Genomic DNA, 23,319 nt, shown 5'->3' on the forward strand with positions numbered 1-23,319 from the left:
ACCAGCCAGAAGGGCCGCTGCCCTGAACCATTCCTGATATCGATTTCCATGCAGGTAGGCCCCTTTTGGGGCCTTTTGCCGTTTCAGACCGTGGATCAGACTGCGGCGCCCATCGCGGCCGCGCCATGTGCGGCTTCCGGCACGACCATCCGGCCCTGATGGATCATCTGCCGCAGCAGGCAGACCACACCGGTCACGCAGTTGCCGCACTGGGCCCGGCATCCTTTGGATTCATAGACTTCTTTAGGTCTTACGGCGCCATTTTTTACGGCCGTTTCCACATCCGTGTCGGTCAGCATATTGCAGGAGCAGACAAACATCCATCCATTCCATCCGTAGTGTGGCGTTACATAATCACAAATGAGAACAAGTCGCAATACAATTAATACTCATTCTTGTTTTTAATCCTGTCCTGCATGCCACTCCCGGCCCACTTGATGGATATAGGTATTTTTATAATCATTACGTTCGATAATTCCTTATAAAATTCTTCATGAACCAGGAAATAATTTTCCCGTCCGAAATACGACCTATGCTGGCCATAGAGGCATCCGGCGCAGCACCATGCACACTGGTGTTATCCGTTCCGGCCCGTACGGAAGAACCGTCACCCACCATGCTCACTGTCCAATCTGCTCCTGGCCAGTCATGTCATCGGGAAGCACAGTCTTAAATGGATACAATGTGGTCGATATCGTGCTGCACGACATCGTAACCTCTGATACAGGCCGCATGTCGGTCAGGCAGAGTGCCCGACACACGCGCTTGCCGCCTGCCCGCCCTTGCGCATGGGCGTCGGACAGGTCGGGAATAGTATCCCTTTCCACTGGAAACACGGTGCAAACGTTATATATCTTGTACCATGCGCCTGACCCTGCATACCGATTATGCCCTGCGGACACTGATCTATCTGGGGATTCATACCGACCACCTCACCTTCATCCGCGAGGTTGTGGGCGTTTATGGCATTTCTGAAAACCATCTGGTCAAGATTATCCACCGCCTGGGCCAGGCTGGTTTTTTCAAGACGGTCCGGGGTCGCAATGGCGGCCTGCGGTTGGGCCAGCCTGCCGCCTCCATCCTGATTGACGATGTGGTGTGCCATACGGAAGAAGATATGGCGCCGGTCGGTTGCATGCAGCACGCAAGGATCGATGCAAAGTCCTGCATTTTGGCCGATTGTTGTAGTCTGCGTGGCGTGCTGGGAAAGGCGCTGGACCCCTTCATCGCGGTGCTGGATCATTATACACTGGCCGATGTCATAACCGATAACGAACGCCTGCGCCTGCGATTGCCCACCATGATGTGAGCACAACCGGAAAAAACCTGACCATTGCGTCAAGAAAAAATCCGTGCCCAGATCGGTCCGCAAGGTAAATTTCCCTTCATGGTGCGACCATGGCGGGCATGCTGCAACTGCGGAAAGTGCAGATCCTGCAAGGCTTTGTACAGTCAGTCGCCCGCAACTGGCCGCAATCTATGGTCAGCAGGAATAAAACGGCACATGAAACGATTCTTGCACGCGTGTCCGTGGAATATATAGTCAACAAAACTCTGAGGAACATACTGCTTATGGCTTATGCAACGACCAACCCCTACACTGGTGAAAAGCTGAAGACTTTTCCCGATGCCACGGACCAGGAAATCCAGACTGCCCTGACCGAGGCCTATGATGCATTCAAGGCATGGCGTCACACATCTTTTGCCGAACGCGCCAAGGTGATGACGGCCGCCGCCCAGATCCTGCGCCGCGATATCGACAAATATGCCAGGCTGATCACGCTGGAGATGGGCAAGATCTACGCCGAAGCCAAGGCGGAGACCATTCTCTCGGCGGAAATCTTTGAATACTACGCCGCCAGGGCCGAGGCACTGCTGGCACCGGAAAAACTGCCCGTGGCCAATGCCGCCGAAGGCGACGCTACCCTCATCCACCAGCCGCAGGGTATTGTCTTCGCGGTTGAGCCGTGGAACTTCCCCTATTATCAGGTTGCCCGCATCATCGCGCCGCAGCTTTCCGCCGGTAACACGGTCCTGCTCAAGCATGCCTCCAACGTGCCGCAATGCGCTGCCGCTTTTGATACGCTGATGCAGGAAGCCGGCCTGCCCAAAGGGGCTTTCCGCAACCTGTATGCCGCGCGCCATCACACCGAAGTGATCCTGAGCGATCCGCGCGTGTGTGGCGTAGCCCTGACCGGCTCTGAAGGGGCTGGCACCGTCATTGCCGGTATCGCGGCCAAGGCGCTCAAGAAATCCACCATGGAACTTGGTGGCTCGGACGCCTTCATCGTGCTGGATGATGCTGATCTGGAAAAAACCGTGAAGTGGGCCGTGTTCGGTCGTCATTGGAATGCGGGCCAGGTATGCGTATCGGCCAAGCGCATTATCGTGGCGGATGCCATCTATGACAGATTTGTCGAGATGTACAAGAAGGGCGTTGCCGAACTGAAGGCAGGTGACCCGATGGACCCGGCAACCCAGCTGGCTCCCCTGTCCTCGCAGAAGGCAGCGGACGACCTGCTGGCCCAGGTCGAGGAAGCCAAGAAGCACGGCGCGCATGTTGAAGTCATCGGTGGTCCGGTGCCGGAAAAAGGTGCGTTCTTCCGCCCCATGCTGATGACCAACCTGCACAAGGACAATGCCGCACGCCTGTGGGAATTCTTTGGCCCCGTAACCCAGCTTTACCGTGCCAAGGATGATGCCAATGCCATTCGCATCGCCAATGATTCCCCCTATGGTCTGGGCGGTGCCGTGTTTACCAAGGACACCAAGCGTGGCGTGAAGGTTGCGGAGCAGATCTACACCGGCATGGTATATGTCAACCACCCGACCATGGTTAAGGCCGACCTGCCGTTTGGTGGCGTGGCCCGTTCTGGCTACGGCCGTGAACTGATTGGCCTTGGGATCAAGGAATTCGTCAATCACAAGCTGATTGACGTGGTGGACATCGACGCACCGTTCTGATCGGCGCATAGACCAGACCCTTCTGGTCATAAAGACCGGCCATCAACCGGATAAACCCGGTTGATGGCTCCTTTTCTGCCCCCAGCCGGGCTGCGCCAGAATGCCCTCCTACGATCCCTCTACTACAACACCCTGATGCCCTGCCGGGCAGGACCGCACGCATGGGCCACACAGGCCCGGCATGCTGGCACGTCAGGTATGAAACAGGGATTCGGGTGCGAAGAAGTTGCGTATCGTGCCCTCGATCGCCAGATGATAGCCGTGAAACAGCCAGGCGACACCGCCCATGCAGGAGAGCAGGTACATCCATAAAGGATGAGGGACCGGCCCGCATCTGCGCCCGATCATGAACGCGCCCGCACAGCCCACAATTCCCCCCGTCACGACTTCAAACAGCGTATGGGCGTGCAGGGACAGGCGGGTTAGGCCAACAACAAGCGCTACCCCCAGAACAGGCAGCATCATGAAAACGGGAAAACGGGCAAAGCGTGCCTGCCCCAGCATGAGCAGCAGGCCGCCATAGACCGCGCAGGCTGCCGCAACATGCCCGCTGGGGCTGATGATGGGTACGTGGGCCAGCCACGCATAGTACAGGCCCGCAATCTTGAGCAGCAACATAATGCCCAGTACAAGGCTGACCGTAACCACCCATACAGCCGCACCCCGCCACCAGCCATACAGCGCCATGACCACACCACCCGTTACCATGACCGGCAGGATAACGCCCTGGTCTGCAAAATCGGTGATAAAGCGCATCATGATGATAGGATCACTCCCGCCTGTCCGAATGCATGGTACAGGTCTGGCCGTCCAGCCGCACCGGCATGCCAGGGCAGGTTAGCACCCTGCCCGCCATATGTGCCCTGCTTTATGCAGGCGGCAGGCAACGGTCTTGCCATACGGCCCGGCGCGGAATCCGGCACCCGTGTTACGGGGTACCGGATCTGGCGGTATCAGGGTGCCTTGGGTAGTTGGGCGCGCATCTGCTGCACCTGGTCTGCGGTCACGCCATGGTCGCCACTGCCGAAGGTCGCCATGACGTAATTAACTACGCTGGCAATTTCCGCATTGCTCAGGCGCTGCACATCGGAGTTCTGTGCAAAGCCGGGCATGTGGACATGCAGCCCCCCTGCCGTGCGGTCCACGCCGCTCAGGATGACCATGATCAGGTTATCAGGGCGAGCAGACCCTACAACCGTGTTGTGGAACAGCGACGGTGCATAATGGTCACTGGTACCAGCCCCATTGGCACCATGGCAGGCAGCGCAGTTGCCATCATAGATGTGCGCGCCATCCATCTCATCGAGCCTGTCGATACGGGTCAGCTCACCCGTACGGATATCGGGCACGTCTGCCGCCTTGCCTACCTGTTCTCGCGGGGTATGCTCGGCCTCATCATCCTTGGCGGGAACCTGAAGGATATAGGCGGCAAGCGCATGCAGGTCCGCATCAGTCAGATGGCTGGTGCTATGCTCGACCGCCTCGCCCATCGGGCCGGCCGCCTGACTCAGACCATCGACATGCCCGGTGCGAAGATACTGGACCAGACTATCCTCGCTCCAGTTGCCAATACCCGCTGTCTTGCTGGAAGTAATGTTGGGCGCATACCAGCCCTGCAGGGGTGCACCAGCAAGGTAGCTGTCCTGCTTCTCGCTGAGCATGATGTTACGCGGGGTGTGGCAGGTACCACAATGCGCCAGCGCATTGGCGAGGTACTTGCCACGACGCAGCTTGTCAAACGTGGCGGAATCACCTGTTTCGGGCGTAACGCTCCCGGCTACAAGGTCCCACGCCGCCATGGTTATGCGCAGGTTGGCCGGAAAGTTGAGTTCCGTTACCGGAGGTGATTCCGCCACCGGCTTCACCCCATGCATGAACCAGGTGTACAGCGCCTTGACGTCTTCATCCGTCATGCCTGAATAGGAGACGTAGGGCATGGCGGGATAGAGACGGTTGCCATCGCGGCGGATGCCGTGGCGCAGGCTTTTCTCGAAATCTTCCAGCGTGTACTGGCCAATACCATGCTCGGGGTCGGGCGTGATGTTGGTGGTAATGACATCGCCCATGGGCGTGCTGATACGCAGGCCACCGGCAAACGGCTTCCCGCCGGGTGCGGTATGGCAGGCCACACAGTCCCCTGCCGTGGCAATGTATTCACCCCGGGCCATCAGATCGGCGGGAGGCTGCTGGTCATCCGCCCGCGCACTGAGGGGGGAAAGAGCGGCAAGGGCTGTGCCGGCGGTCAGGACCGACCACAGGATAGTGCGTTTCACATCAGGCATGAGCGAGTTCTTTTTTAAGCGTGTCGGCAACACGCAGGGCAAGGGCTGCGACTGTCAGCGTGATGTTGCCGGTCCCGACCGACGAGAATACGGACGAACTCGCAATGAACAGGTTTTCATGGTCATGCGTGCGGCAGAACCCATCAACCACGGAATCCTTGGGATCCGTACCCATGATGGTGCTACCCGCGGGATGGTCCTGCGGGAAGTAGCCGGGGGTCCACTGCTCGTCGGTCCCGTGCATCAGGCCGATGAGATCACGGAACAGGCCGCGCGTGTGCTCGCAGCTCTTAACCGTGTATTCCGGGAGCTTGTAATAGACTTCCGGGTGGGGGATGCCCAGCACGTCCTTGTGCGTAGCACTGAGTGTCAGGCGATTGTCCGGGTCGGCCAGCCCCTCGTTATGGCTGAACAGCCGCACGGTATGGGAGGCAAGATAGCGGATCTGCTCTTCAAGTTCCCTGCCCACATACCCCTTGGAAATGGCAAGTTGCGTGGCAAGGTCAACCTGGTTGTCATCAACCATGTGCACGAGGTACGCACCGCGTTCGTTACGCCAGTCCCCATCACGGAAGTTGTCGATCACGTTGGTCTCAAGCGGGCCACGACCGGGCCACAACGCTTTGTCGCCGCTGATGAAAGTCACCTGCACGCCGGTATGGTCCATCATATTCCGGCCTACATGGCCCGAACTGTTGGCAACGCCATTGGGGCTCTGTTCATCGGATGAGACAAGCAGCAGCTTGGCGGTTTCGATACAATGCGCGGCAATGACGAAGTATTTGCCGGTCACACGATGTGATCCCTTGTCGGGATCGTAGTAATGCACTGCCGTCACGCGCTTATTGGCGCTGTCACGCTCAATTTTGTACACCACAGCATTGGGCACGAACTTCGCCCCCGCCGCCTCGGCATGATAGACGGAATAGCTACCATTGTACATCGCCCCGATCGGGCAGATCGGCATGCAGTTGTTATGCCCCTCGCAGGTCGGACGGCTGTCATAAGGGCGGGTATTGCGGGCCTGCGGTTCATGCACGACGCGGTAGGGCGTCTTTTCGCTGATCAACTGGCGGAACTGCTGGGCAGCATAGGAAATGGGCAGCGCATCCATGGGATAGGGCTGCCGGCGCGGGGAGCCAAGGTCCTCCTTGGCAGGGTCCGGGCCGCATACGCCCATCATCACTTCGGCCTGGTAGTAGAACGGCTCCAGGTCATCATATTTCAATGCCCAGTCGCGGCCCTGCCCGTAGCGGGTCTTCAGCTCGAAATCGGATGGCAGGTAGCGCCAGGCGCATCCCGCCCAGTGCCATGTCGTGCCGCCCATCATGCGCAGGTAGACCTGCTGGTAGGCTTCGGCATCCGGGCCGGTGGTATGCAGGTAATCGTTGGGCGTGATCTGGTTGGGGGGATGGACCGCCCATGGCACGGACGGAAATGGCCCCTGATAGGAGGGCTTGTTCTCGAGATTGCGGAAATTCTCGACAAAATGCTGACGATCCACGCGGGGGCCAGCTTCCAGCACAATGACAGAAATACCCGCGCGCGCCAGTTCGTTGGCAATGGAACTGCCCGCAACGCCGGAGCCGACGATCACAACGTCGGCTGAAAGATCTTGGTCGGAAGGCATGGAAAATGCTCCGGAATATCAGGTGGGTTCTACGACAAATTTCGATGGCGAAAGGGCTGGCTCACCTTTGGGCAGCGCTACTTCCGGGGGCGTCCGGGTCCAGTAGAACGGACCACCTGCCGCATATGTCTTTGGGTAGATGGCATCCTTGGTGATGTCGAACATCAGCGCCGAGCGATAGACCACGACCTTCTGGTCGGCAACGCCACGGTACCAGCCGGTCATGATTTCGTGAATCACGTCCTTAAACGCGGGGTCGGCCTGTTCAGCCGCCTTGGCCAGGTCGCGCGCGCTGCCAAAATTACCACCCGCCATGAGGTCGTGCAGCTTGTGGATCTGCTCACGCCGCTGCGGCGCACCCTGCACGATGCCAGCATAAAGCGCATGACCAATGCGTGGGTCGAGCGCATCACGATCGGTCAGGCGCTGCGAGAGAGCCATGAACAGCGCCCCCTCCGCATCGTCTTCCACCGCAGCAGTAGCAGCCAGTCCCCTGCCCGTGCCAAGGGTCATGACGGCAGTACCCAGGGCACCAAGCAGCATGTCACGCCGAGACATGCGCAGCGCCCGATTCAACCGGACCGCATTGGGAGTGGAAAGGTGGATACTGGCAGGAAAACAGGGCCGGTCTGCAGCCATCTGGCGTCGCCTCTCATGCGCTTTGGTCCAGCAGGAATGCCGGAGATACAGGCATGACCATGCGGGATGCAATAGTGCTTCACTCGATAGCGTTACCGAATGTGACCCTGCAACTTTTTATATCCCTATATTAGCGTATGACAGACTTACACTTCCTGAGTAAAATCTATAAACAGGCAATATACCTATTGTGTTTATAAATAATGTAAGCATTAAATATCATTAATAATAATTTATTACAAAATACAGAAAAATATTATTTAAACAACCAACAGGTAACTTTCACTTATTTTAAATAAGAACAAATTTTTTACTTTTTATTAAAATAAATCCGGCACAGATATACATTAAAATATCTTAATCTTGGCCGGTACAAATCCATCCAATCTTATTTATTATATTTATTGAATAGACTTATTTACATAAAAAATCATAAAAATGAGAACTCTAACCAGTATATCATGCATACCTTGACAGCATCGTTTGTTGCATGACCTGGCCCGGCATGGTGACCCGCCCACACCGGGACTGGCACCAGCAGCCTATGGGGGGGCCGGGCGCCTGCGTGCGATCCGGGTGGCCACCACCATGACCACCAGCGTCACGCCCCACGCCATAAGCTGGATGCCCATGGGCCGGTCCGAATAGCCAAACAGCGCCTTGGCGGCACGGCCCAGCATGCCGCCATCGGACAGCAGCCACGACGTGTCCCATATCTCGTAACCAAAGGCAGGCAGCAGGTCATCGGCCGCCAGCAGGGCCGCGGCCTGGCTGGCCATACCCGCCGCGAGGAAGGCAATCAGCAGACCGGTCACCGCGAACAGCCGGTGCAGCGGGATCACGATCAGCCCACGATACAGCAGCCAGGACAGCGCCGCTCCCGCTACAATACCCAGTACCCCTCCTCCCAGCATAGCCAGCGGGCCGGAATGGGTGGACACGGCAATGCCATACAGGAACAGCACCACCTCCACCCCTTCACGCAGCACGGCCACGGCAACCACCACCGCCATGGCGGCCAGCGAACGCTCGCCCGAGACGACCTCGGCCCCCAGCGCCTTCATATCCCCCGCCATCTCACGGCCATGGCGTGTCATCCAGACCGTGTGCCACCCCAGCATGAGCACCGCGATGCACAGAATAGTGGCGGAAAACACATCCTGCCCGTTGCCAGACAGGGCAGCCGACAGGCTGCCAGCAAAAACGGCCACAATCGCCGCCCCTACCACGCCGGCGGCAATGCCGCCCGCCACCCAGCGGCCACGGTGAGGAATATTCTGCGTTGCCGCCAGTACGATCCCGATAATGAGGCCCGCTTCCATGACCTCACGAAAAACAATCAGCAAACTTCCCAGCATGATCAGGGCTCCTGCGTTACGGTGACAGTACCCGTGGCCTGATCGGGGTGGTAATCATCAAAGAATTTGTAGGTGCCGGGGTGCAGTGGGCCAGCATGTACCGTGATCGTGCCGCCGGGTACCACGATCTTCTCGAATTTCAGGTCGTAACTCTCGAACTCGTCTGTCGTGTCATCATGGTTGTCCAGCACGATCAGGAAGCGCTGGCCTGCGGGAACGGTGAAATGATCTGGCGTGAAATGATGGTCACGCACCTCCAGATGCACCGGGTCCTGAGCCTGAGCATGCGGCACGAACACGCATGCGGCAAGCCAGAGGGGAGAAACAACACTTACAAAACGCATACGGGACACTCCTGTCGTGTCGCGCATATTATGCGACTAATTATTACTGTCAATTATAGGAAGAACCATGCCGTCTCATTCCCCGCTCCATCAATGTAGGACTGACATGGGCGGCATGCAGTGTGCTGCGCCTCCATAAAGATTCATATAATATATATCTTTATGGGATATTCCCCTGACCGCCCCTTTTTATGAGACGACCCACGCCATCATCCGTACCCGCGCTAAAAGCGCATGGCCTGGTCATTACGACGGAAATGTACCGCCACTTGCTGCGTCACTCCTGCAATCCGTGACCTGTTCACCCTTTCGCACCAGACCGATGGGGAACAACTCCGCGCGCTGGCGGCGCTGGCCTATGCCCGCAACATTGACAGCCTTGGCGCCATGGCCGGTAAGCCCCTTTGCTGCCTTGATTGCAAAGGGGCGCAGACACAGGTCATCAACCCACAAGTAAAACTACACATGGATTACTGGGAACAGACACAGGCGACGAGCGAATGGTTTGCTTGGTGTAGGCCCCGAAATCACCGCAGATGACATCCAGATGAGCTTCCCGCTCGATGCAGCACCCGCCCGGGCGGGCGCCATGACCAATCGCACCCATATCAACCCCTTCTACGCCGCATCCATGCACATCCACCTACCAGCGCCCTGTATGCGGTAGTCCCTGCGCCTATGCCATGGCGGGCAACGACACGCCCACACACTGAAACGCTCCCTTCGGGCCGGGCAGGCCACGGTTTACGCGGCTCACGGGTTTGTATTAAGTGCGCCGACAGCTCCAGCCCCCGAGGACCCATGATTCGTCTCGACAGCATCAGCAAGCATAACGGCCAGCGCCTGGTCTTTATCGAGGCCTCCGCCGCCCTACAGAAGGGGGAGAAGATCGGGCTGGTCGGCCCCAATGGCGCGGGCAAGACCACGCTATTCCGCATGATCACGGGACAGGAAGAACCCGATGAGGGCCAGATCCTGGTTGATCGTGGCACCACCATCGGCTTCTTCAGTCAGGACGTAGGCGAAATGGCAGGCCGCAGCGCCGTGGCCGAGGTGATGGAAGGGGCCGGTGCGGTATCGGAAGTAGCCGCCGAACTGGCTACGCTGGAAAATGCGCTGGCCGACCCCGAACAGGCTGATCAGCTTGAAGAAATCCTTGAGCGCTTTGGCGAGGTACAGGCCCGCTTTGAGGAACTCGGCGGCTACGCGCTGGACAGCAAGGCGCGCGAGGTGCTGCATGGCCTGGGCTTCAGCCAGGAAATGATGGATGGCGATGTCAGCCGTCTTTCAGGCGGGTGGAAGATGCGCGTTGCCCTGGGCCGCATCCTGCTTATGCGCCCCGATGTGATGCTGCTTGATGAGCCGAGCAACCATCTGGATCTGGAAAGCCTGATCTGGCTGGAGCAGTTTCTGGCGGGCTATGACGGCGCGCTGCTCATGACATCGCATGACCGGGCATTCATGAACCGGGTCATCAACAAGGTGATCGAGATTGATGGCGGCAGCCTGACCAGCTTTTCGGGCGATTACGAGTTTTACGAGCAGCAGCGCGCCCAGAACGAAAAGCAGCAGCAGGCCCAGTTCGAGCGCCAGCAGGCGGCGCTGGCCAAGGAAATCAACTTCATCGAACGCTTCAAGGCCCGCGCCTCGCACGCGGCCCAGGTGCAGAGCCGCGTCAAGAAGTTGGAGAAAATCGACCGCGTGGAGCCCCCCAAGCGGCGGCAGGCAGTCAGCTTCGAGTTCCCGCCCGCGCCCCGCTCGGGCGAGGACGTGGTCAAGCTGCGCGGCGTGGACAAGCGTTATGGCAACCGCGTGATCTACCATAACCTTGACCTGCTGGTCCGCCGCAGGGAACGGTGCTGTATCCTTGGCGTCAATGGCGCGGGCAAGTCCACCCTGCTCAAACTGGTCACTGGCACGACCGAGCCCGATGCGGGTACGGTCACGCTGGGGGGCAGCGTAAAGATGGGGTATTTTGCCCAGCATGCCATGGACCTGCTTGATGGCAACCGCACGGTGTTCGAGACGCTGGATGATGCCTTCCCGCAGGCCAGCCAGGGTTCGCTGCGTGCCCTTGCGGGCAGCTTTGGCTTTTCGGGCGATGAGGTGGAAAAGAGCTGCCGCGTGCTTTCAGGCGGCGAGAAAGCGCGGCTGGTCATGGCGCTCATGCTGTTCGACCCGCCCAATTTCCTGGTGCTCGATGAACCGACCAACCACCTGGACATCGTCACCAAGGAAATGCTGATCACCGCCCTTGCGCAGTACGAAGGCACCATGCTGTTTGTCTCGCATGACCGGCACTTCCTTTCCGCCCTGTCCAACCGGGTACTGGAACTGACACCAGATGGCATTCACCAGTATGATGGTGGCTATACGGAATATGTGGCGCGCACCGGGCAGGAAGCACCGGGACTGCATGCGTAGACGCGGGCAGGCGGCGGTAAAAATAATGTTCTACTCCTTGATAATACCATAGGGGGGTATAATATCAGGGTGGCATGCTCACGGAGTGGCCCCATGCCCCAGACCTTTACATTCCCTGTTGGCGGCATGTCGTGCGCTGCCTGCGCTGCCCGTATCGAAAAAGTCCTGAACCGGCAGGACGGGGTGCATGCCACCGCCAATCTTGCCACCGAACGCGTACAGGTCACACTGGACACCCCCGCCGCAACCCTTGCCAATGTTGCCTCCGCCCTCGGCAAGGCAGGTTTTACGGTGGGGGAAAAGAGCATCGACCTGGCCATAACCGGCATGTCGTGCGCTGCCTGCTCCGCCCGGATCGAAAAGGTGCTAGACCGCCTGCCACTGACACGCGCCAGCGTTAATCTTGCCACCGGGCGGGCGCATATCGTCTTCGTGCCCGGCGTAACCGATCCCGCCGCCCTGATCGCCCGTATTGAAAAGGCGGGCTACGGCGCAGAACCCGTTGAAGATACGCCACAGGCTGATCCCCGCATGGAACGCGCGCGGGAATGGCACGCGGCCTGCCGCCAGTTTGGCCTGACCCTGCTGCTGTCGCTCCCTTTCTGGGGGCAGATGGTGATGATGCTGTCAGGCTCCATGCACATGATGCCCGGCTGGCTACAATGGCTGCTGGCAACACCCGTTCAGGCCTACTGCGCGCGCCATATGTATGCGCGCGCCTGGAAGGCCGTGCGCGGCGGGGGGGCGAACATGGATGTGCTGGTGGTACTGGGCACCAGCATTGCTTACGGCTTCAGCGCGATTGTGGTCGCACTGGGCCTGAAGCAGCCGATCTATTTCGAGGCCAGTGTCGCGATCATTACCCTGATCTCCCTAGGCAGGCTAATGGAAAGCCGGGCACGCAACCAGACGGGGGCGGGGCTTGAAAGCCTGCTGCGCCTGCAGCCCGCCATAGCCCATATCGAGACCGGTGGCAGCATTGTGGACCGGCCCGTGGCGGATGTGCGCGTAGGCGACACATTCGTGGTACGCCCCGGTGAAGCCATTCCTGTTGACGGCACGGTCACGCAAGGGGCATCGGAAGTCAACGAAGCCATGCTGACGGGAGAAAGTCTGCCGACGATCAAGCAACCCGGCAGCACGGTCTTTGGCGGCACGACCAATACCACCGGCGCATTGCGCGCTACCGCCACCGGCGTGGGCCATGATACGGCACTGGCCCATATCGTGCGCATGGTGGAGCAGGCGCAGGGATCGAAGGCCGCCGTACAGCGGTTGGTGGACCGGATTGCCAACATATTCGTGCCTGCGGTGCTGGCGATCGCACTGGTCACGTTCGTGGTGGGATGGCTTGTAACGGGCAATGCGGGGTGGAGTATCGTATCCGCCGTATCGGTACTGGTCATTGCCTGCCCATGCTCGCTGGGGCTTGCAACGCCCACGGCCATCATGGTGGGCACCGGGGCGGGCGCGCGCGCGGGCATCCTGTTCCGCAACGCCGATGCGCTGGAACGGGCACAGAAGCTGACAACGCTCATCATGGACAAGACCGGCACGCTAACACAGGGCAGGCCGGGTGTCAGCGATGTCCTGCCCACGGCGGGCGTGAATGAACACACGCTGCTGGCCATGGCCTGCGCGCTGGAACAGGATTCCGAACATCCGCTGGCCCGGGCCATCGTGGCGCATGCGCAGGCCAATGGCGTAGCACCGGAACCGGTCACGGATTTTGTGGCCATACCGGGCAAGGGCGTTACCGCGCGTGTTGGCGGGATTGCCGCATGCCTTGGCTCACCCCGCTTCCTGACGGACAGCAACCTCATGCCCGACACTGCGGTAACCGACCGGCTGGAGCATGAAGGCAAGACCACCATCGGCGTTGCGGCGAATGGGCGGTTTCTGGGCTATATTGCCCTGTCCGACCAGTTGCGCCCCGATGCGGTGGCAACCGTCAGCACGCTCAGGGCCGCGGGCATTAGGGTCATCATGCTGACAGGCGACAACCAGCACACGGCCGCCGTGGTGGCGCGCGCGGTGGGGGTGGATGATTACCGCGCGGGCGTGCTGCCGGCCGACAAGGCGCATGAAGTGCAGAAATACCGGAGTGAGAACGCAGTCGTGGGCATGGTGGGGGACGGGATCAATGATGCCCCGGCCCTTGCGGCGGCCGATGTAAGCTTTGCCATTGGCGCCGGGGCTGCCATAGCGCTCGATACAGCCGATATTATCCTGATGCGCAGCGAACTGGGCAGTGTGCCCGATGCCATCTCGCTTTCCCGCGCAACGATTGCCAAGATCCGCCAGAACCTGTTCTTTGCCTTCATCTACAACATTCTCGGCCTGCCACTGGCGGCGTTCGGCCTGCTCAACCCGATCGTGGCGGGCGGTGCGATGGCCATGAGTTCGCTCTCGGTCGTCAGCAACGCGCTCCTACTCAACCGCTGGAAGCCCGGCACCCGCGCGGGCAGTTGAATGCCCCGCCCCGCGCGCAATGCGGAGCATGCGTGGTGCGGGGAGCCTTAGGCTGCTATCGTGCCACGAAACGATGCAGGGAATTACGGTGCATGCCACGAAACGGACAGCCAGGAAAAAAACAGGCAGAGTGCGCGCAATGCGTCCCGCAGCCTGACCCAAAAAAGGTTGAACAGCCCCACAAGAAAGCCCTTATTAATCGCGTGCGCCGCATTGAAGGCCAGATGGGCGGCGTGCTGAACATGATCGAGGATGACCGGTATTGTGTTGATATCCTGACCCAGGTCTCGGCCATAAAGGCAGCACTGGACGGGGTGGCCATCCAGATCCTGTCCACACATGCCAAGGGCTGCGTGCGCAAGGCCGTAATGGAAGACGGGGGAGATGAGACGATGGATGAACTGCTAGGGATCGTACGCAAGCTGATCCGCTAACAAAGTGGAAAAAATGCTTTCTTATGCCCCCCATGGGTATTATAAAACCCCTGTCTATGCGTGGTGCATCGGTGCACGGGAGCCCTGAATGATCAGGACACATGGCCGGGTCTGGATTGGTCTGCTGAGTTGGCTGCTGGTGCAGGTCGGGCTGCTGGTCGGTGCTGTTCCCCTGCCCGCACGGGCACATCCCACCCTGATTGTCTGTACACAGGCAGACCAGCCCCAGTGCATGACAGCGGCAACCCATGCCGCCCACATGGTCCATATGCACCACACCACACCCACGGGCGGACAGTGCTGCCATATCCATGCGGGCACGGACATACCCTCCCCCCCTACCACGCCGCACCTGATCGCCTGTCCCATAACGGGCGGACGGCCCTTCGGGATCCATACCCCGGCCCGGCACCCGGGCGGTGACTGGCTGCCCCCGCTCCGCCCCCCGAAAAACCGGAACACATAAACGCCTGTCTGGCGTGCTTCATGCCCTGCTGGCGCGCATGCCCCGGCAGGTTCTGACAGCCCTGTTTTCCGGATTTTTCCCATGCATATGCCTGTTCCCTCACGCGCGCGCCTGACCCGGCGGCGCTTCGTGACGGGCCTGGGCGCGGGCGGCCTTGCCGCCGCCCTGCCCCGCCCACCTGCCGCCCATGCCAGCCCCACGGGCATGGTACCACCAGCCTCGCACCCGGCATGGAGCCTGAATGTTGGCCGCACCCGTATCGAAATCGACCGCAAGGTCCTGCACGCGCCATGCATAGGCGGGGCCGTGCCCGGTCCCATCCTGCGCTGGCGGGAGGGGGATACGGTTGCCCTGAGCGTGACCAACACGCTTGAAGATGAAGACACCTCCATTCACTGGCATGGAATACGCCTGCCCTACACCATGGATGGCGTGCCGGGCCTGAGCTTTACCGGCATACCGCCCGGCAAGAGCTTTACCTACCGCTTTCGGGTCAGCCAGAGCGGAACCTACTGGTACCACAGCCATTCCGGCATGCAGGAAGCACAGGGACTGTATGGCGCGGTGGTGATCGACCCCCTGCGCCCCGACCCGCATGCCTGTGCGCGGGATTACGTGATCGTGCTGTCTGAATGGACGGATGTCTCGCCCATGGACATAATCAACAACCTCAAGATGCAGGATGACTACTATGTCTTCCGCCAGCGCACTGCCGCTTCCCTGCCGCATGAGGCTCGCATGGCAGGTGGCCTGCTACCGGCCCTGAAGGACCGCCTGGCCTGGTCACGCATGCGCATGGCGGCGACCGACATTTCGGACGTGACCGGCATCATCTACACTTACCTGATGAACGGCCATGCGCCCGACATGAACTGGAGCGGGCTATTCAGCCCCGGTGAGCGGGTACGGCTGCGTTTTGTCAACGCATCCTCCATGACGTTTTTTGATATCCGCATACCCGGTCTGGAAATGCTGGTGGTACAGGCTGATGGCAATGATGTCGAACCCGTGCCGGTGGATGAATTCCGTATCGGGGTGGCGGAAACCTACGACGTGATCGTGCAGCCACGCGACAGCGCTGCCTATACCATCTTTGCCCAGAGCGAGGACCGCACCGGCTACGCCCGGGGCACCCTCGCCCCCCGCCCCGGCATGAGCGGCCCGATCCCGCCCATGGACCCGCGCCCGGTGCGAACCATGGTCGATATGGGCATGGGCGACATGAAAACGGGCCATGCCATGCAGCACATGGACATGCCCGACACGCAGCCGGACCACGACATGCAGGACATGGATATGCCGGACGAAAAACCGGACCACGCCCTGCATCATATGAACATGCCCGGCATGGAAATGGACAGCAGCATGCCCGGCATGGACATGGGGCATACCCAACCGGCCAGCACGCCCGCGCTGGAAATCGATGATCCGGGACCACCACCACTGAATGTGGAAAACCAGAACATCGCCCGCATGCCTATTGACCGCCTGGACAGCCCCGGCGACGGGCTGGAGAACAATGGCCGCCGCGTGCTGAACTACCGGCAGCTACGCGCCACCCGCCCCGGCACGGACCCCCGCCCACCCTCGCGGGAGATCATCCTGCACCTGACCGGCAACATGGAACGCTACATATGGGGCTTCAATGGCCGAAAATTTTCCGAGTCCGGGCCAATCCGCCTCCAACGCAACGAACGGGTACGCTTTACCCTGATCAATGACACGATGATGGAACACCCGATCCACCTGCACGGGCTGTGGAGCGAGTTGGAGAACGGACAGGGAGAATACCGCCCATATAAACACACCATCATCGCGCAGCCCGGTTCACGGCTGAGCTATCTGGTTACCGCCGATGCACCGGGCATGTGGGCCTATCACTGCCATCTCATGCTGCATATGGAACTGGGCATGTTCCGCACGGTCATTGTGGAATGAGGGGCCTGATCTGCATGGCCGCCGTGCTGTCATCCGGCATGGGCGCGGCGGCACTGGCACAGCCCACCAGCCCGGACAGTGCCAGCACCCACACGGCCACCACACACACAGCCCCCCACAAGAATACGCCCCGCACGTACGCCCCACCCAAGCCGACCTATCATGCTGCCGATGCCCCTTCCGCCACACCGGTGGTCTATCTGGGCAACATGAAGCCGGTGATGGACCATGCCCGCTATTTCCACGGCATCATGGATGAACTGGAGGGACGCTACGCACCTGGTGGCACGGATTTCCGCTGGGATGGGGAAGCCTGGTACGGGACCGACTACAACCGTGTCTGGCTCAAGTCCGAAGGTACGCTTGAGCGGGGACGGCTGCATGATGGCGATCATGAACTGCTGTACAGCCGTGCCATTTCATCCTATTTCAACGTGCAGGGCGGCGTGCGTGCGGATATTGACGATGGCCCGACGCGCACCTGGGGCGCTGTAGGCATACAGGGACTTGCTCTCTACCAGTTTGAATTCCAGGCCACCGCCTATGTAAGCGACCGGGGGCGGTTCGCCACCCGGATCGAGGGATCATACGATTTCCTGCTGACCAACCGGCTGATCCTGCAGCCTCAGGCAGAGTTCAATCTCTACACCAAATCCGATCCCGCACGGCAGGTGGGCGCCGGGCTGTCCGATGTCGATGCCGGGCTACGGCTGCGCTATGAAATATGGCGCAAATTCGCCCCCTATGTTGCCGTGACCTATTCCGGCTACCTGACACAGGCGCGCCGGATTGTGCATGACCAGCAGGGGGAGACAGGCACGCTGCGGTTCAGCTTTGGCATTCGCGGCTGGTTCTGACCTGCCTGCGGCACAGCCTGGCCCGGAAAGGCTGCTGCCCGGTGGGGCTGCTTCTCATCACCGGGTCGCTGTGCCACCTTTCATCCGCCCCGCCCGAGATCACACACGAAGCGGAATGGCCGACAAACATGCCGATACAAGGACAAGGAATAGTACTCCATGAAGCTCTATTATACGCCTGGTGCCTGTTCTCTCGCCTCACATATCATCCTGAACGAAACCGGCTTGCCCTACACGCTGGAGCAGGTGGACCTGAAGACCAAGAAAACGGCCAATGGGCAGGATTACCTCAGGATCAACCCGCGTGGCGCTGTGCCGGCGCTGGAAATCGCTCCCGGTGTGGTACTGACCCAGAACGTGGCGGTGCTGCCCTATATTGGCGCACAGTCCGACATTGCCGCTTTCCATCCGGCAGCAGGCTCACTGGAGCAGGCACGCCTGCTTGAAGCACTGGGCTTCTGCGAGGACGTGCACAGCGCTTTTGGCCCGCTTTTTGCCCCAGACCTACCAGCCGTAACACGTGAACGCATCCTAAGCGTGATCGCCCGCCGGATGGGCCAGCTTGAAGCGGAACTGGATGCGGGAACGGATGGCTACATGCTGCCCACGGGCTTTACGCAGGCGGACGCACTGATTGCGGTCATCCTAAGCTGGGCCCCGCATGTGAATGTGGATATTTCGGCCTATCCCAAGGCATATGCCCTGCATGAGCGGGTCTTTGCCCGCCCCGCTACCCTCAAGGCCCTGAAGACAGAAGGGCTGGCCTGAACCCGGCGGCCTGTAACCGGCAGCAAAGCGCCCCGCTGCTGCCGCCTCTGCTGGTCCGGCCCGCAGTGGCGGCAGGACATGGGGCAGTCCTTACGGTACGGCTGTCACCATGATTTCGATTTCAGGCGTGCTGGCGGCACTCAGTTCAATAACGGAGCGCCCGGCAGGCAGTTCAAAGTCCACCATCTTGCCAATACCGCTACATGCGGGCCCGTGCTGGTGGTGGACGGATGCCGTGGTCTCACCGCCACGCACCACATCCAGCCATGCTTTCTGCCCCAGCATGACCCGGTATGTTCCAGCCACGGGCGCCTGGAACACCACCATGCCGCCCGTACTGTCCGGGGCACCGGCCTGTTCTGGCGGCAGCACATATTCCATTTTGCTTACTAGGTGCAGGCGGGCGCTCACCGCGCGGCCGGGCACAAGAACCATGGCGGCCAACCCCGCCGCATTGGCCGCAGCTGTGGCAGATTCCGGCGTGGCCCAACCAGCCAGTTCATCAGGCAGGACCGGCCCTGTCCCCGCGCATGCGCTGTCCGTATCCTGCGGGCCGGGCTGTGCCGCCAGAACAGGGCTGGCCACGCTGCCCATGACCAGCACCAGCAGCCCTGCCAGCATTCCCTTTTTCACACGCATGCTCATGATCTGTCCTTGATACCCCGTCGATATCTATATTTTAATGGATATGGACAAGAATGGCCATTGCCGTCCGTCAAGCTCCATCGGGCAGGGTCTGCACCAGCAACGCCACAATCTTTTCCAGCATGGCCTGCTCAGCCTGGCCAAAACGTGCCTTGTGCGGGCTATCGAGATCCAGCACGCCCAGCAATCGCTCCCCTACCAGTATGGGCACGACGATTTCCGAAGCGGATGCCGCGTCACAGGCGATATGGCCGGGAAAGGCGTGTACGTCCGGCACGACCTGCGTTACCCGATCCCGCGCGGCCGCCCCGCAGACCCCCTTGCCGAATGCGATACGCGTACAGGCAACCCGACCCTGAAAGGGACCGAGCACCAACTGATCTTCCTTCCACAGGTAAAACCCCGCCCAGTTCAGGTCCGGCAGGGCTTCATATACAAGGGCGGCGATGTTCGCCATATTGGCAATCAGGTCCGTCTCCGTTGCCAGAACGGCAGCAACACCCGGCACCAGTTCGTCCGGGGTCAGGCGCAGGGTGGGGGCGGCCATGGTTCTCTGATCCTCTGTCACACTCAAGTTGCCTTCAGTGGGCATGATTGTGTCACCGGGTCAACCGGCCTTCTTCCCCACAGCGAGCGCGACGTTTGCGCACGGCCTGCGCACCATGCTGTTCCCGCCATCACCGGCAGGGACGGGACAAGTGTCTCATTCATGAGACAGGGCCATATGTTTGCATCATATACATGTGACATTCCCTGCAATCCATCTGATGCCGCCTGCTTGCGTCATGGTATTGCAGACACGCTGGCCGTACAAAGACAGGAGCCAGTCCTACTACCATTGTGATCTATTTAAAATTTCAGAAATAACGCAGGAATGTGAGAGGATAAATAAACGCTGTTTTCCATCACAACCTCAGTATTTCTGGAACTGGCGGGGATTTTTCTTTGGCAGTGCACAGCTTATGTTCCTGGGCGGGTCATGGTTCTATGTGCTGGTAGGTTGCCTGATTCCTGCCGTGGCAGTGGAGGTGATCAAGGCCTTCCGTCTGACCATGCGGATCTCTGCAGCCTTCCTGAGACTGACCACCCTGTGGGTACTGATCGAAACGGGCTTCAACATCCGGGAGCTGGAAGTCCGGCTGATGGCACCATCGGCTTTGGCGTATGGATGCTGCGGCCATGAGTCTGATGCACCAGTGAAAGCTGGCTGACCGACAAGCGGGAGATGCTGGCACCATTGACCTGGCGGCCGTGGTGCTGGCCATCAGTTACTTCAGCGCCCACTCCATAGATGGCACTGTGTCCAAGGGCCGCATGGCAGCTCAGAGCCCGGTCAACCCGACCCGACCCGACCCGACCCGACCCGACCGCCGATGGCGTGGCCAATGCCGACAGGCAAGCCTACGGGCACACGATGGGGAAAACCGCTATTCCTCGCTGAACCAGAATTACGTGGGGCAATATCAGCCACCTCAAGCGGGCCTGGGCCACGCGCACAGGTGATGTGCAGCAAGATGGCGAAGGCACGGTTGCAGGCCCCGACCAGGGGTATGAGTTTAACCTGGAGATCACACTGCTCAAAGTTGGCGGCACGCTGCACGCCCATAGCTGGATGATGATACCGGACGCCCTGTCCGTCTCACCTGATTACGGCACGCCCTGCATCGCGCTGACCAGCCCGTGGCGGAACCCGCTGCATATCCCCAGCATGGAGCCGAACTGAGGCACGATCTCGGCCATTGATCTGATTACGAAGACAATCGTATGGCAACACCCCATGGGTACGACCCACGATACGGGGCTGTTCCAAACGCATAACAACCTACCGCTACCCACGGGCATGTACAACATTGGTGGCGGCATTGTAACCAAGGGTGGCCTCGTATTCATGGGTGCCATGGCAGATGACTACCTGCGGACCTTTGACCTTGCCACCAGCAAGATCACCTTGACCGACTGCCTGACCACCGGTGGCCAGGCAACGCCCATGTCCTATGAGATCGAGAGCAAGCAGTATGTCCAGATCGCAGCAGGCGGCCACCGGGGGTCTTGGCACCCGCAGTGATGACCACATCATCGCCTATTATGTTTGATGATGAAAAAAGATGCCGCCACAATCGCGCAGTAATCGCAGCGCACGCACGCCAAGGGTGTCCGGTTCAGGCTGGCACCCCTTTTTTCTGTCCGGTCGGGGTCGTGCTGCTGATTACATCTGTATTGGGATAAAAACCGCCATGCCTGCACTGCCCAGAGGCGCGACATGGCAACAATGCCGCAAAACAATGGTACGTAGAAATAACGTGGGAATGCACCCCACAGAAAGCGGATGGAGAAATGACCTGCCCGCCGCACAGGCCGACAGCCTGAACATCGCTTGTGACTGGCCTGCCCGACTGGCGCGGTTACGTGACAGCAGCATCATCAATGAAGAGGCGCTGGAGGCTCAGGAAAATATCGTTCTGGCTATACCGTACAGCCTTCTGCGCAGGGGACACCCGACCGGTTTGCAGCACCAGAAAACCTGACCGATACCGAATTTGCCGACCAGAAGAAGATCATCATTGCCCAGACCTGACCTTTCAGGGAATTCGGGCAGTAAAACCGGCCAACCCCTTCCCCCTGCCTGACACTCCCCCTGCGGGCCATCACGCAGCGGTCACGAAAAACGCCGCATGCCCGAAGACATGCGGCGGTAAACAGACCTGCGCCCTGAAAAAAGAAAGGCGTCAGTCCAGCCGGACGGAGGGGCGCACGAATACATCCAGCCAGTCCACCAGGCACGAAATCAGGCCGCGGAACGTGCCATAAAGCTCGAACTGGTGCTGGCGGTACAGCATGAGATGAACCATGCGCGCGCTGATGCCACGCAGCCAGCCACCACCAAATACCTTGCCACCAGGAAATGTACCCCAGCCATTATAGTCACCCAGTGCCACAACTGCACCCTTGTTGTTAAAAGCGAAGGGCGGGAGCGCGCGGCCATTGATCCACGCCGGAATATGACGGGCCAGGTGGTGCGCCTGCTGGCGTGCGGCCTGCGCCGTGGGAGCAACCGGCTTTTCGGCAATGAAGGCACAATCGCCTACAGCGAAGATGTTGTCATCCTCGACCAGTTGCAGGGTAGGACGCACTTCAAGCTGGCCGGAACGCGAAAGTTTCAGGTTACCGAATTTGCGCGTGACATCGGGTGCCTTCACCCCTGCCGCCCATACACGCAGCGTGGCGGGAATGCGGGTGCCATCCTTGAGCATGAAGCCCTTTTCATCGGCACCACTGACCATGGCCGCTGTCTGCACGGTCACGCCAATGGCTTCAAGCTCCTTCTGCGCGGCCGTGGAAACCGCTTCAGGGAAAGCAGGCAGGATGCGGGGACCAGCCTCAAGCAGGGTAATCTTCAGCTTCGGCGGCTTCTTGCCAAAGCTGTAGAGCGAGGCCAGATCGAGCGCCTTGTGCAGTTCAGCCGCAAGCTGGGTACCGGTGGCGCCACCGCCCACGATGGCGATGTCCAGTTCCTCGTTATTACCAAATGCCTTGAGTAGTTCCATGCGGAAACGTTCGTTAAAGCCGTTGGCCTCGACAAGGTTGTCAATGAACAGGCAGTGCTCGGCCACGCCCGGCGTACCGAAATCATTCGCGCGGCTGCCAATCGACAGGATCAGCGCATCATATTCCAGCTTGCGTTCATCGAGTATGACCTCACCGGTCGGTTCGACAACGGGGGCGAGCATGATGGTCTTGGCCGTGCGGTCCATGCCCGCGATCTCACCGGGCCAGAATTCGAAATGATGGCGACTGGCCTGTGATAGGAAGCTGATGCGGTCATTCTCATTGGCAGCCGTGCCTGCGGCAAAGCAGTGCAGCATGGGCTTCCACACATGGGCGAAGCTCTTGTCGACTAGTGTGACCTGCGCGTGGCCCGACTTCCCGATGGAATTACCCAACCGGGTTGCCAGCGCCAGTCCGGCCACGCCGCCGCCTACAATCACGACCCGAAACTTTTGTGCCATCCTACATTCCTCCAACCCTGCCGCACAGCACTCCGCCGCCGGGGGGAAAACCTGCTGCATGCATTAAATCAAAAAAAATCCGTCTACTCCT

Annotated in this window: 22 protein-coding genes and 2 pseudogenes; 14 read left to right on the forward strand and 10 right to left on the reverse strand. The window is 59.8% G+C overall.

The genetic code is table 11. The features are described 5' to 3' along the window. Positions 1 to 95 precede the first annotated feature (95 nt). Positions 96 to 320 (reverse strand): (2Fe-2S)-binding protein, encoded by a 225-nt coding sequence (locus GLX_RS06020; protein WP_014105112.1) that lies wholly within the window; start codon positions 318 to 320, stop codon positions 96 to 98. A gap of 542 nt (positions 321 to 862) precedes the next feature. On the opposite strand from GLX_RS06020, the gene GLX_RS06025 reads away from it, so the two are divergent. Both GLX_RS06025 and GLX_RS06030 read left to right on the forward strand, forming a co-directional pair. Then, positions 863 to 1,309, forward strand: a complete 447-nt coding sequence (locus GLX_RS06025; RefSeq protein ID WP_014105113.1) for an Rrf2 family transcriptional regulator — start codon at positions 863 to 865, stop codon at positions 1,307 to 1,309. 263 nt (positions 1,310 to 1,572) lie between these two features. Then, a complete protein-coding gene (locus tag GLX_RS06030) occupies positions 1,573 to 2,964 on the forward strand; it encodes an NAD-dependent succinate-semialdehyde dehydrogenase (RefSeq protein WP_041247657.1) in 1,392 nt (463 codons plus the stop codon). A gap of 192 nt (positions 2,965 to 3,156) precedes the next feature. Here GLX_RS06030 and GLX_RS06035 read toward each other — a convergent pair whose 3' ends face one another. The 6 genes from GLX_RS06035 to GLX_RS06060 all read right to left on the reverse strand — a co-directional run bounded on the left by GLX_RS06035 (position 3,157) and on the right by GLX_RS06060 (position 9,217). Next, a complete protein-coding gene (locus GLX_RS06035) occupies positions 3,157 to 3,723 on the reverse strand; it encodes a phosphatase PAP2 family protein (RefSeq protein WP_014105115.1) in 567 nt (188 codons plus the stop codon). 194 nt (positions 3,724 to 3,917) lie between these two features. After that, complete coding sequence (locus tag GLX_RS06040) at positions 3,918 to 5,246, reverse strand: cytochrome c (protein ID WP_014105116.1); 1,329 nt, start codon at positions 5,244 to 5,246, stop codon at positions 3,918 to 3,920. Further along, entirely contained in the window at positions 5,239 to 6,876 is a 1,638-nt protein-coding gene (locus tag GLX_RS06045; protein ID WP_014105117.1) for a GMC family oxidoreductase, read from the reverse strand. The genes GLX_RS06040 and GLX_RS06045 overlap by 8 nt, the downstream gene beginning before the upstream one ends. An 18-nt stretch (positions 6,877 to 6,894) precedes the next feature. Beyond that, positions 6,895 to 7,515, reverse strand: a complete 621-nt coding sequence (locus tag GLX_RS06050; RefSeq protein WP_014105118.1) for a sorbitol dehydrogenase family protein — start codon at positions 7,513 to 7,515, stop codon at positions 6,895 to 6,897. Between the two features lie 542 nt (positions 7,516 to 8,057). Further along, entirely contained in the window at positions 8,058 to 8,873 is an 816-nt protein-coding gene (locus GLX_RS06055; protein WP_014105119.1) for an FTR1 family iron permease, read from the reverse strand. Positions 8,874 to 8,875: 2 nt separating this feature from the next. Beyond that, positions 8,876 to 9,217 carry a cupredoxin domain-containing protein gene (locus GLX_RS06060; RefSeq protein WP_081477874.1) on the reverse strand — a complete coding sequence of 114 codons (342 nt, stop codon included), beginning with the start codon at positions 9,215 to 9,217 and terminating at the stop codon, positions 8,876 to 8,878. 191 nt (positions 9,218 to 9,408) lie between these two features. On the opposite strand from GLX_RS06060, the pseudogene GLX_RS19260 reads away from it, so the two are divergent. From GLX_RS19260 to GLX_RS06100, 8 genes and pseudogenes are all read left to right on the forward strand, one after another. Beyond that, positions 9,409 to 9,613: pseudogene (locus tag GLX_RS19260) on the forward strand (nitric oxide dioxygenase); the annotation flags it as partial. Between the two features lie 405 nt (positions 9,614 to 10,018). Further along, entirely contained in the window at positions 10,019 to 11,641 is a 1,623-nt protein-coding gene (locus GLX_RS06070) for an ABC-F family ATP-binding cassette domain-containing protein (protein WP_014105121.1), read from the forward strand. 93 nt (positions 11,642 to 11,734) lie between these two features. Further along, on the forward strand, positions 11,735 to 14,113 hold the full coding sequence (locus tag GLX_RS06075; RefSeq protein ID WP_041247220.1) for a heavy metal translocating P-type ATPase: 2,379 nt from the start codon (positions 11,735 to 11,737) through the stop codon (positions 14,111 to 14,113). 92 nt (positions 14,114 to 14,205) lie between these two features. Continuing rightward, positions 14,206 to 14,547, forward strand: a complete 342-nt coding sequence (locus tag GLX_RS06080; protein ID WP_014105123.1) for a metal-sensitive transcriptional regulator — start codon at positions 14,206 to 14,208, stop codon at positions 14,545 to 14,547. A gap of 88 nt (positions 14,548 to 14,635) precedes the next feature. After that, positions 14,636 to 15,013, forward strand: coding sequence for a hypothetical protein (locus GLX_RS06085; RefSeq protein WP_014105124.1), 378 nt, complete (start codon positions 14,636 to 14,638; stop codon positions 15,011 to 15,013). Between the two features lie 81 nt (positions 15,014 to 15,094). After that, positions 15,095 to 16,951 carry a copper resistance system multicopper oxidase gene (locus GLX_RS06090; protein WP_014105125.1) on the forward strand — a complete coding sequence of 619 codons (1,857 nt, stop codon included), beginning with the start codon at positions 15,095 to 15,097 and terminating at the stop codon, positions 16,949 to 16,951. Further along, positions 16,948 to 17,808 (forward strand): copper resistance protein B, encoded by an 861-nt coding sequence (locus GLX_RS06095; RefSeq protein ID WP_014105126.1) that lies wholly within the window; start codon positions 16,948 to 16,950, stop codon positions 17,806 to 17,808. Before GLX_RS06090 ends, GLX_RS06095 begins: the two co-directional genes overlap by 4 nt. Positions 17,809 to 17,967: 159 nt before the next feature. After that, positions 17,968 to 18,576 carry a glutathione binding-like protein gene (locus tag GLX_RS06100; RefSeq protein ID WP_014105127.1) on the forward strand — a complete coding sequence of 203 codons (609 nt, stop codon included), beginning with the start codon at positions 17,968 to 17,970 and terminating at the stop codon, positions 18,574 to 18,576. A 90-nt stretch (positions 18,577 to 18,666) separates the two neighbouring features. On the opposite strand, the gene GLX_RS06105 is transcribed toward GLX_RS06100, so the two are convergent. Both GLX_RS06105 and GLX_RS06110 read right to left on the reverse strand, forming a co-directional pair. Continuing rightward, positions 18,667 to 19,221: a hypothetical protein gene (locus GLX_RS06105; protein WP_014105128.1), complete on the reverse strand. Its 555-nt coding sequence runs from the start codon at positions 19,219 to 19,221 to the stop codon at positions 18,667 to 18,669. Positions 19,222 to 19,291: 70 nt separating this feature from the next. After that, positions 19,292 to 19,768, reverse strand: coding sequence for a GAF domain-containing protein (locus GLX_RS06110; RefSeq protein ID WP_041247221.1), 477 nt, complete (start codon positions 19,766 to 19,768; stop codon positions 19,292 to 19,294). Positions 19,769 to 20,006: 238 nt separating this feature from the next. Here GLX_RS06110 and GLX_RS18920 point away from each other — a divergent pair, with 238 nt between their 5' ends. From GLX_RS18920 to GLX_RS06130, 4 genes and pseudogenes are all read left to right on the forward strand, one after another. Next, positions 20,007 to 20,432: a hypothetical protein gene (locus GLX_RS18920; protein ID WP_231850410.1), complete on the forward strand. Its 426-nt coding sequence runs from the start codon at positions 20,007 to 20,009 to the stop codon at positions 20,430 to 20,432. Positions 20,433 to 20,535: 103 nt separating this feature from the next. Further along, complete coding sequence (locus tag GLX_RS18925) at positions 20,536 to 20,724, forward strand: hypothetical protein (protein WP_231850411.1); 189 nt, start codon at positions 20,536 to 20,538, stop codon at positions 20,722 to 20,724. A 121-nt stretch (positions 20,725 to 20,845) separates the two neighbouring features. Then, a pseudogene (locus tag GLX_RS19325) lies at positions 20,846 to 21,314 on the forward strand (membrane-bound PQQ-dependent dehydrogenase, glucose/quinate/shikimate family); the annotation flags it as partial. 213 nt (positions 21,315 to 21,527) lie between these two features. Beyond that, positions 21,528 to 21,746 carry a hypothetical protein gene (locus tag GLX_RS06130; protein WP_041247222.1) on the forward strand — a complete coding sequence of 73 codons (219 nt, stop codon included), beginning with the start codon at positions 21,528 to 21,530 and terminating at the stop codon, positions 21,744 to 21,746. Positions 21,747 to 21,947: 201 nt separating this feature from the next. Here the strand turns inward: GLX_RS06130 and GLX_RS06135 are convergent, their stop codons facing one another. After that, positions 21,948 to 23,228 (reverse strand): NAD(P)/FAD-dependent oxidoreductase, encoded by a 1,281-nt coding sequence (locus GLX_RS06135; protein ID WP_041247223.1) that lies wholly within the window; start codon positions 23,226 to 23,228, stop codon positions 21,948 to 21,950. Positions 23,229 to 23,319 lie beyond the last annotated feature (91 nt).

It is taken from the genome of Komagataeibacter medellinensis NBRC 3288 (assembly GCF_000182745.2).
Taxonomy (GTDB): Bacteria; Pseudomonadota; Alphaproteobacteria; order Acetobacterales; family Acetobacteraceae; genus Komagataeibacter; species Komagataeibacter medellinensis.

Coding starts and splice junctions, on each gene's coding strand:
- GLX_RS06020 (WP_014105112.1), bottom strand. CDS start 320: ATGTTTGTCTGCTCCTGCAATATGCTGACCGACACGGATGTGGAAACG.
- GLX_RS06025 (WP_014105113.1), top strand. CDS start 863: ATGCGCCTGACCCTGCATACCGATTATGCCCTGCGGACACTGATCTAT.
- GLX_RS06030 (WP_041247657.1), top strand. CDS start 1,573: ATGGCTTATGCAACGACCAACCCCTACACTGGTGAAAAGCTGAAGACT.
- GLX_RS06035 (WP_014105115.1), bottom strand. CDS start 3,723: ATGATGCGCTTTATCACCGATTTTGCAGACCAGGGCGTTATCCTGCCG.
- GLX_RS06040 (WP_014105116.1), bottom strand. CDS start 5,246: ATGCCTGATGTGAAACGCACTATCCTGTGGTCGGTCCTGACCGCCGGC.
- GLX_RS06045 (WP_014105117.1), bottom strand. CDS start 6,876: ATGCCTTCCGACCAAGATCTTTCAGCCGACGTTGTGATCGTCGGCTCC.
- GLX_RS06050 (WP_014105118.1), bottom strand. CDS start 7,515: ATGGCTGCAGACCGGCCCTGTTTTCCTGCCAGTATCCACCTTTCCACT.
- GLX_RS06055 (WP_014105119.1), bottom strand. CDS start 8,873: ATGCTGGGAAGTTTGCTGATTGTTTTTCGTGAGGTCATGGAAGCGGGC.
- GLX_RS06060 (WP_081477874.1), bottom strand. CDS start 9,217: ATGCGTTTTGTAAGTGTTGTTTCTCCCCTCTGGCTTGCCGCATGCGTG.
- GLX_RS06070 (WP_014105121.1), top strand. CDS start 10,019: ATGATTCGTCTCGACAGCATCAGCAAGCATAACGGCCAGCGCCTGGTC.
- GLX_RS06075 (WP_041247220.1), top strand. CDS start 11,735: ATGCCCCAGACCTTTACATTCCCTGTTGGCGGCATGTCGTGCGCTGCC.
- GLX_RS06080 (WP_014105123.1), top strand. CDS start 14,206: ATGCCACGAAACGGACAGCCAGGAAAAAAACAGGCAGAGTGCGCGCAA.
- GLX_RS06085 (WP_014105124.1), top strand. CDS start 14,636: ATGATCAGGACACATGGCCGGGTCTGGATTGGTCTGCTGAGTTGGCTG.
- GLX_RS06090 (WP_014105125.1), top strand. CDS start 15,095: ATGCATATGCCTGTTCCCTCACGCGCGCGCCTGACCCGGCGGCGCTTC.
- GLX_RS06095 (WP_014105126.1), top strand. CDS start 16,948: ATGAGGGGCCTGATCTGCATGGCCGCCGTGCTGTCATCCGGCATGGGC.
- GLX_RS06100 (WP_014105127.1), top strand. CDS start 17,968: ATGAAGCTCTATTATACGCCTGGTGCCTGTTCTCTCGCCTCACATATC.
- GLX_RS06105 (WP_014105128.1), bottom strand. CDS start 19,221: ATGAGCATGCGTGTGAAAAAGGGAATGCTGGCAGGGCTGCTGGTGCTG.
- GLX_RS06110 (WP_041247221.1), bottom strand. CDS start 19,768: ATGGCCGCCCCCACCCTGCGCCTGACCCCGGACGAACTGGTGCCGGGT.
- GLX_RS18920 (WP_231850410.1), top strand. CDS start 20,007: ATGGTATTGCAGACACGCTGGCCGTACAAAGACAGGAGCCAGTCCTAC.
- GLX_RS18925 (WP_231850411.1), top strand. CDS start 20,536: ATGGCAGCTCAGAGCCCGGTCAACCCGACCCGACCCGACCCGACCCGA.
- GLX_RS06130 (WP_041247222.1), top strand. CDS start 21,528: ATGCACCCCACAGAAAGCGGATGGAGAAATGACCTGCCCGCCGCACAG.
- GLX_RS06135 (WP_041247223.1), bottom strand. CDS start 23,228: ATGGCACAAAAGTTTCGGGTCGTGATTGTAGGCGGCGGCGTGGCCGGA.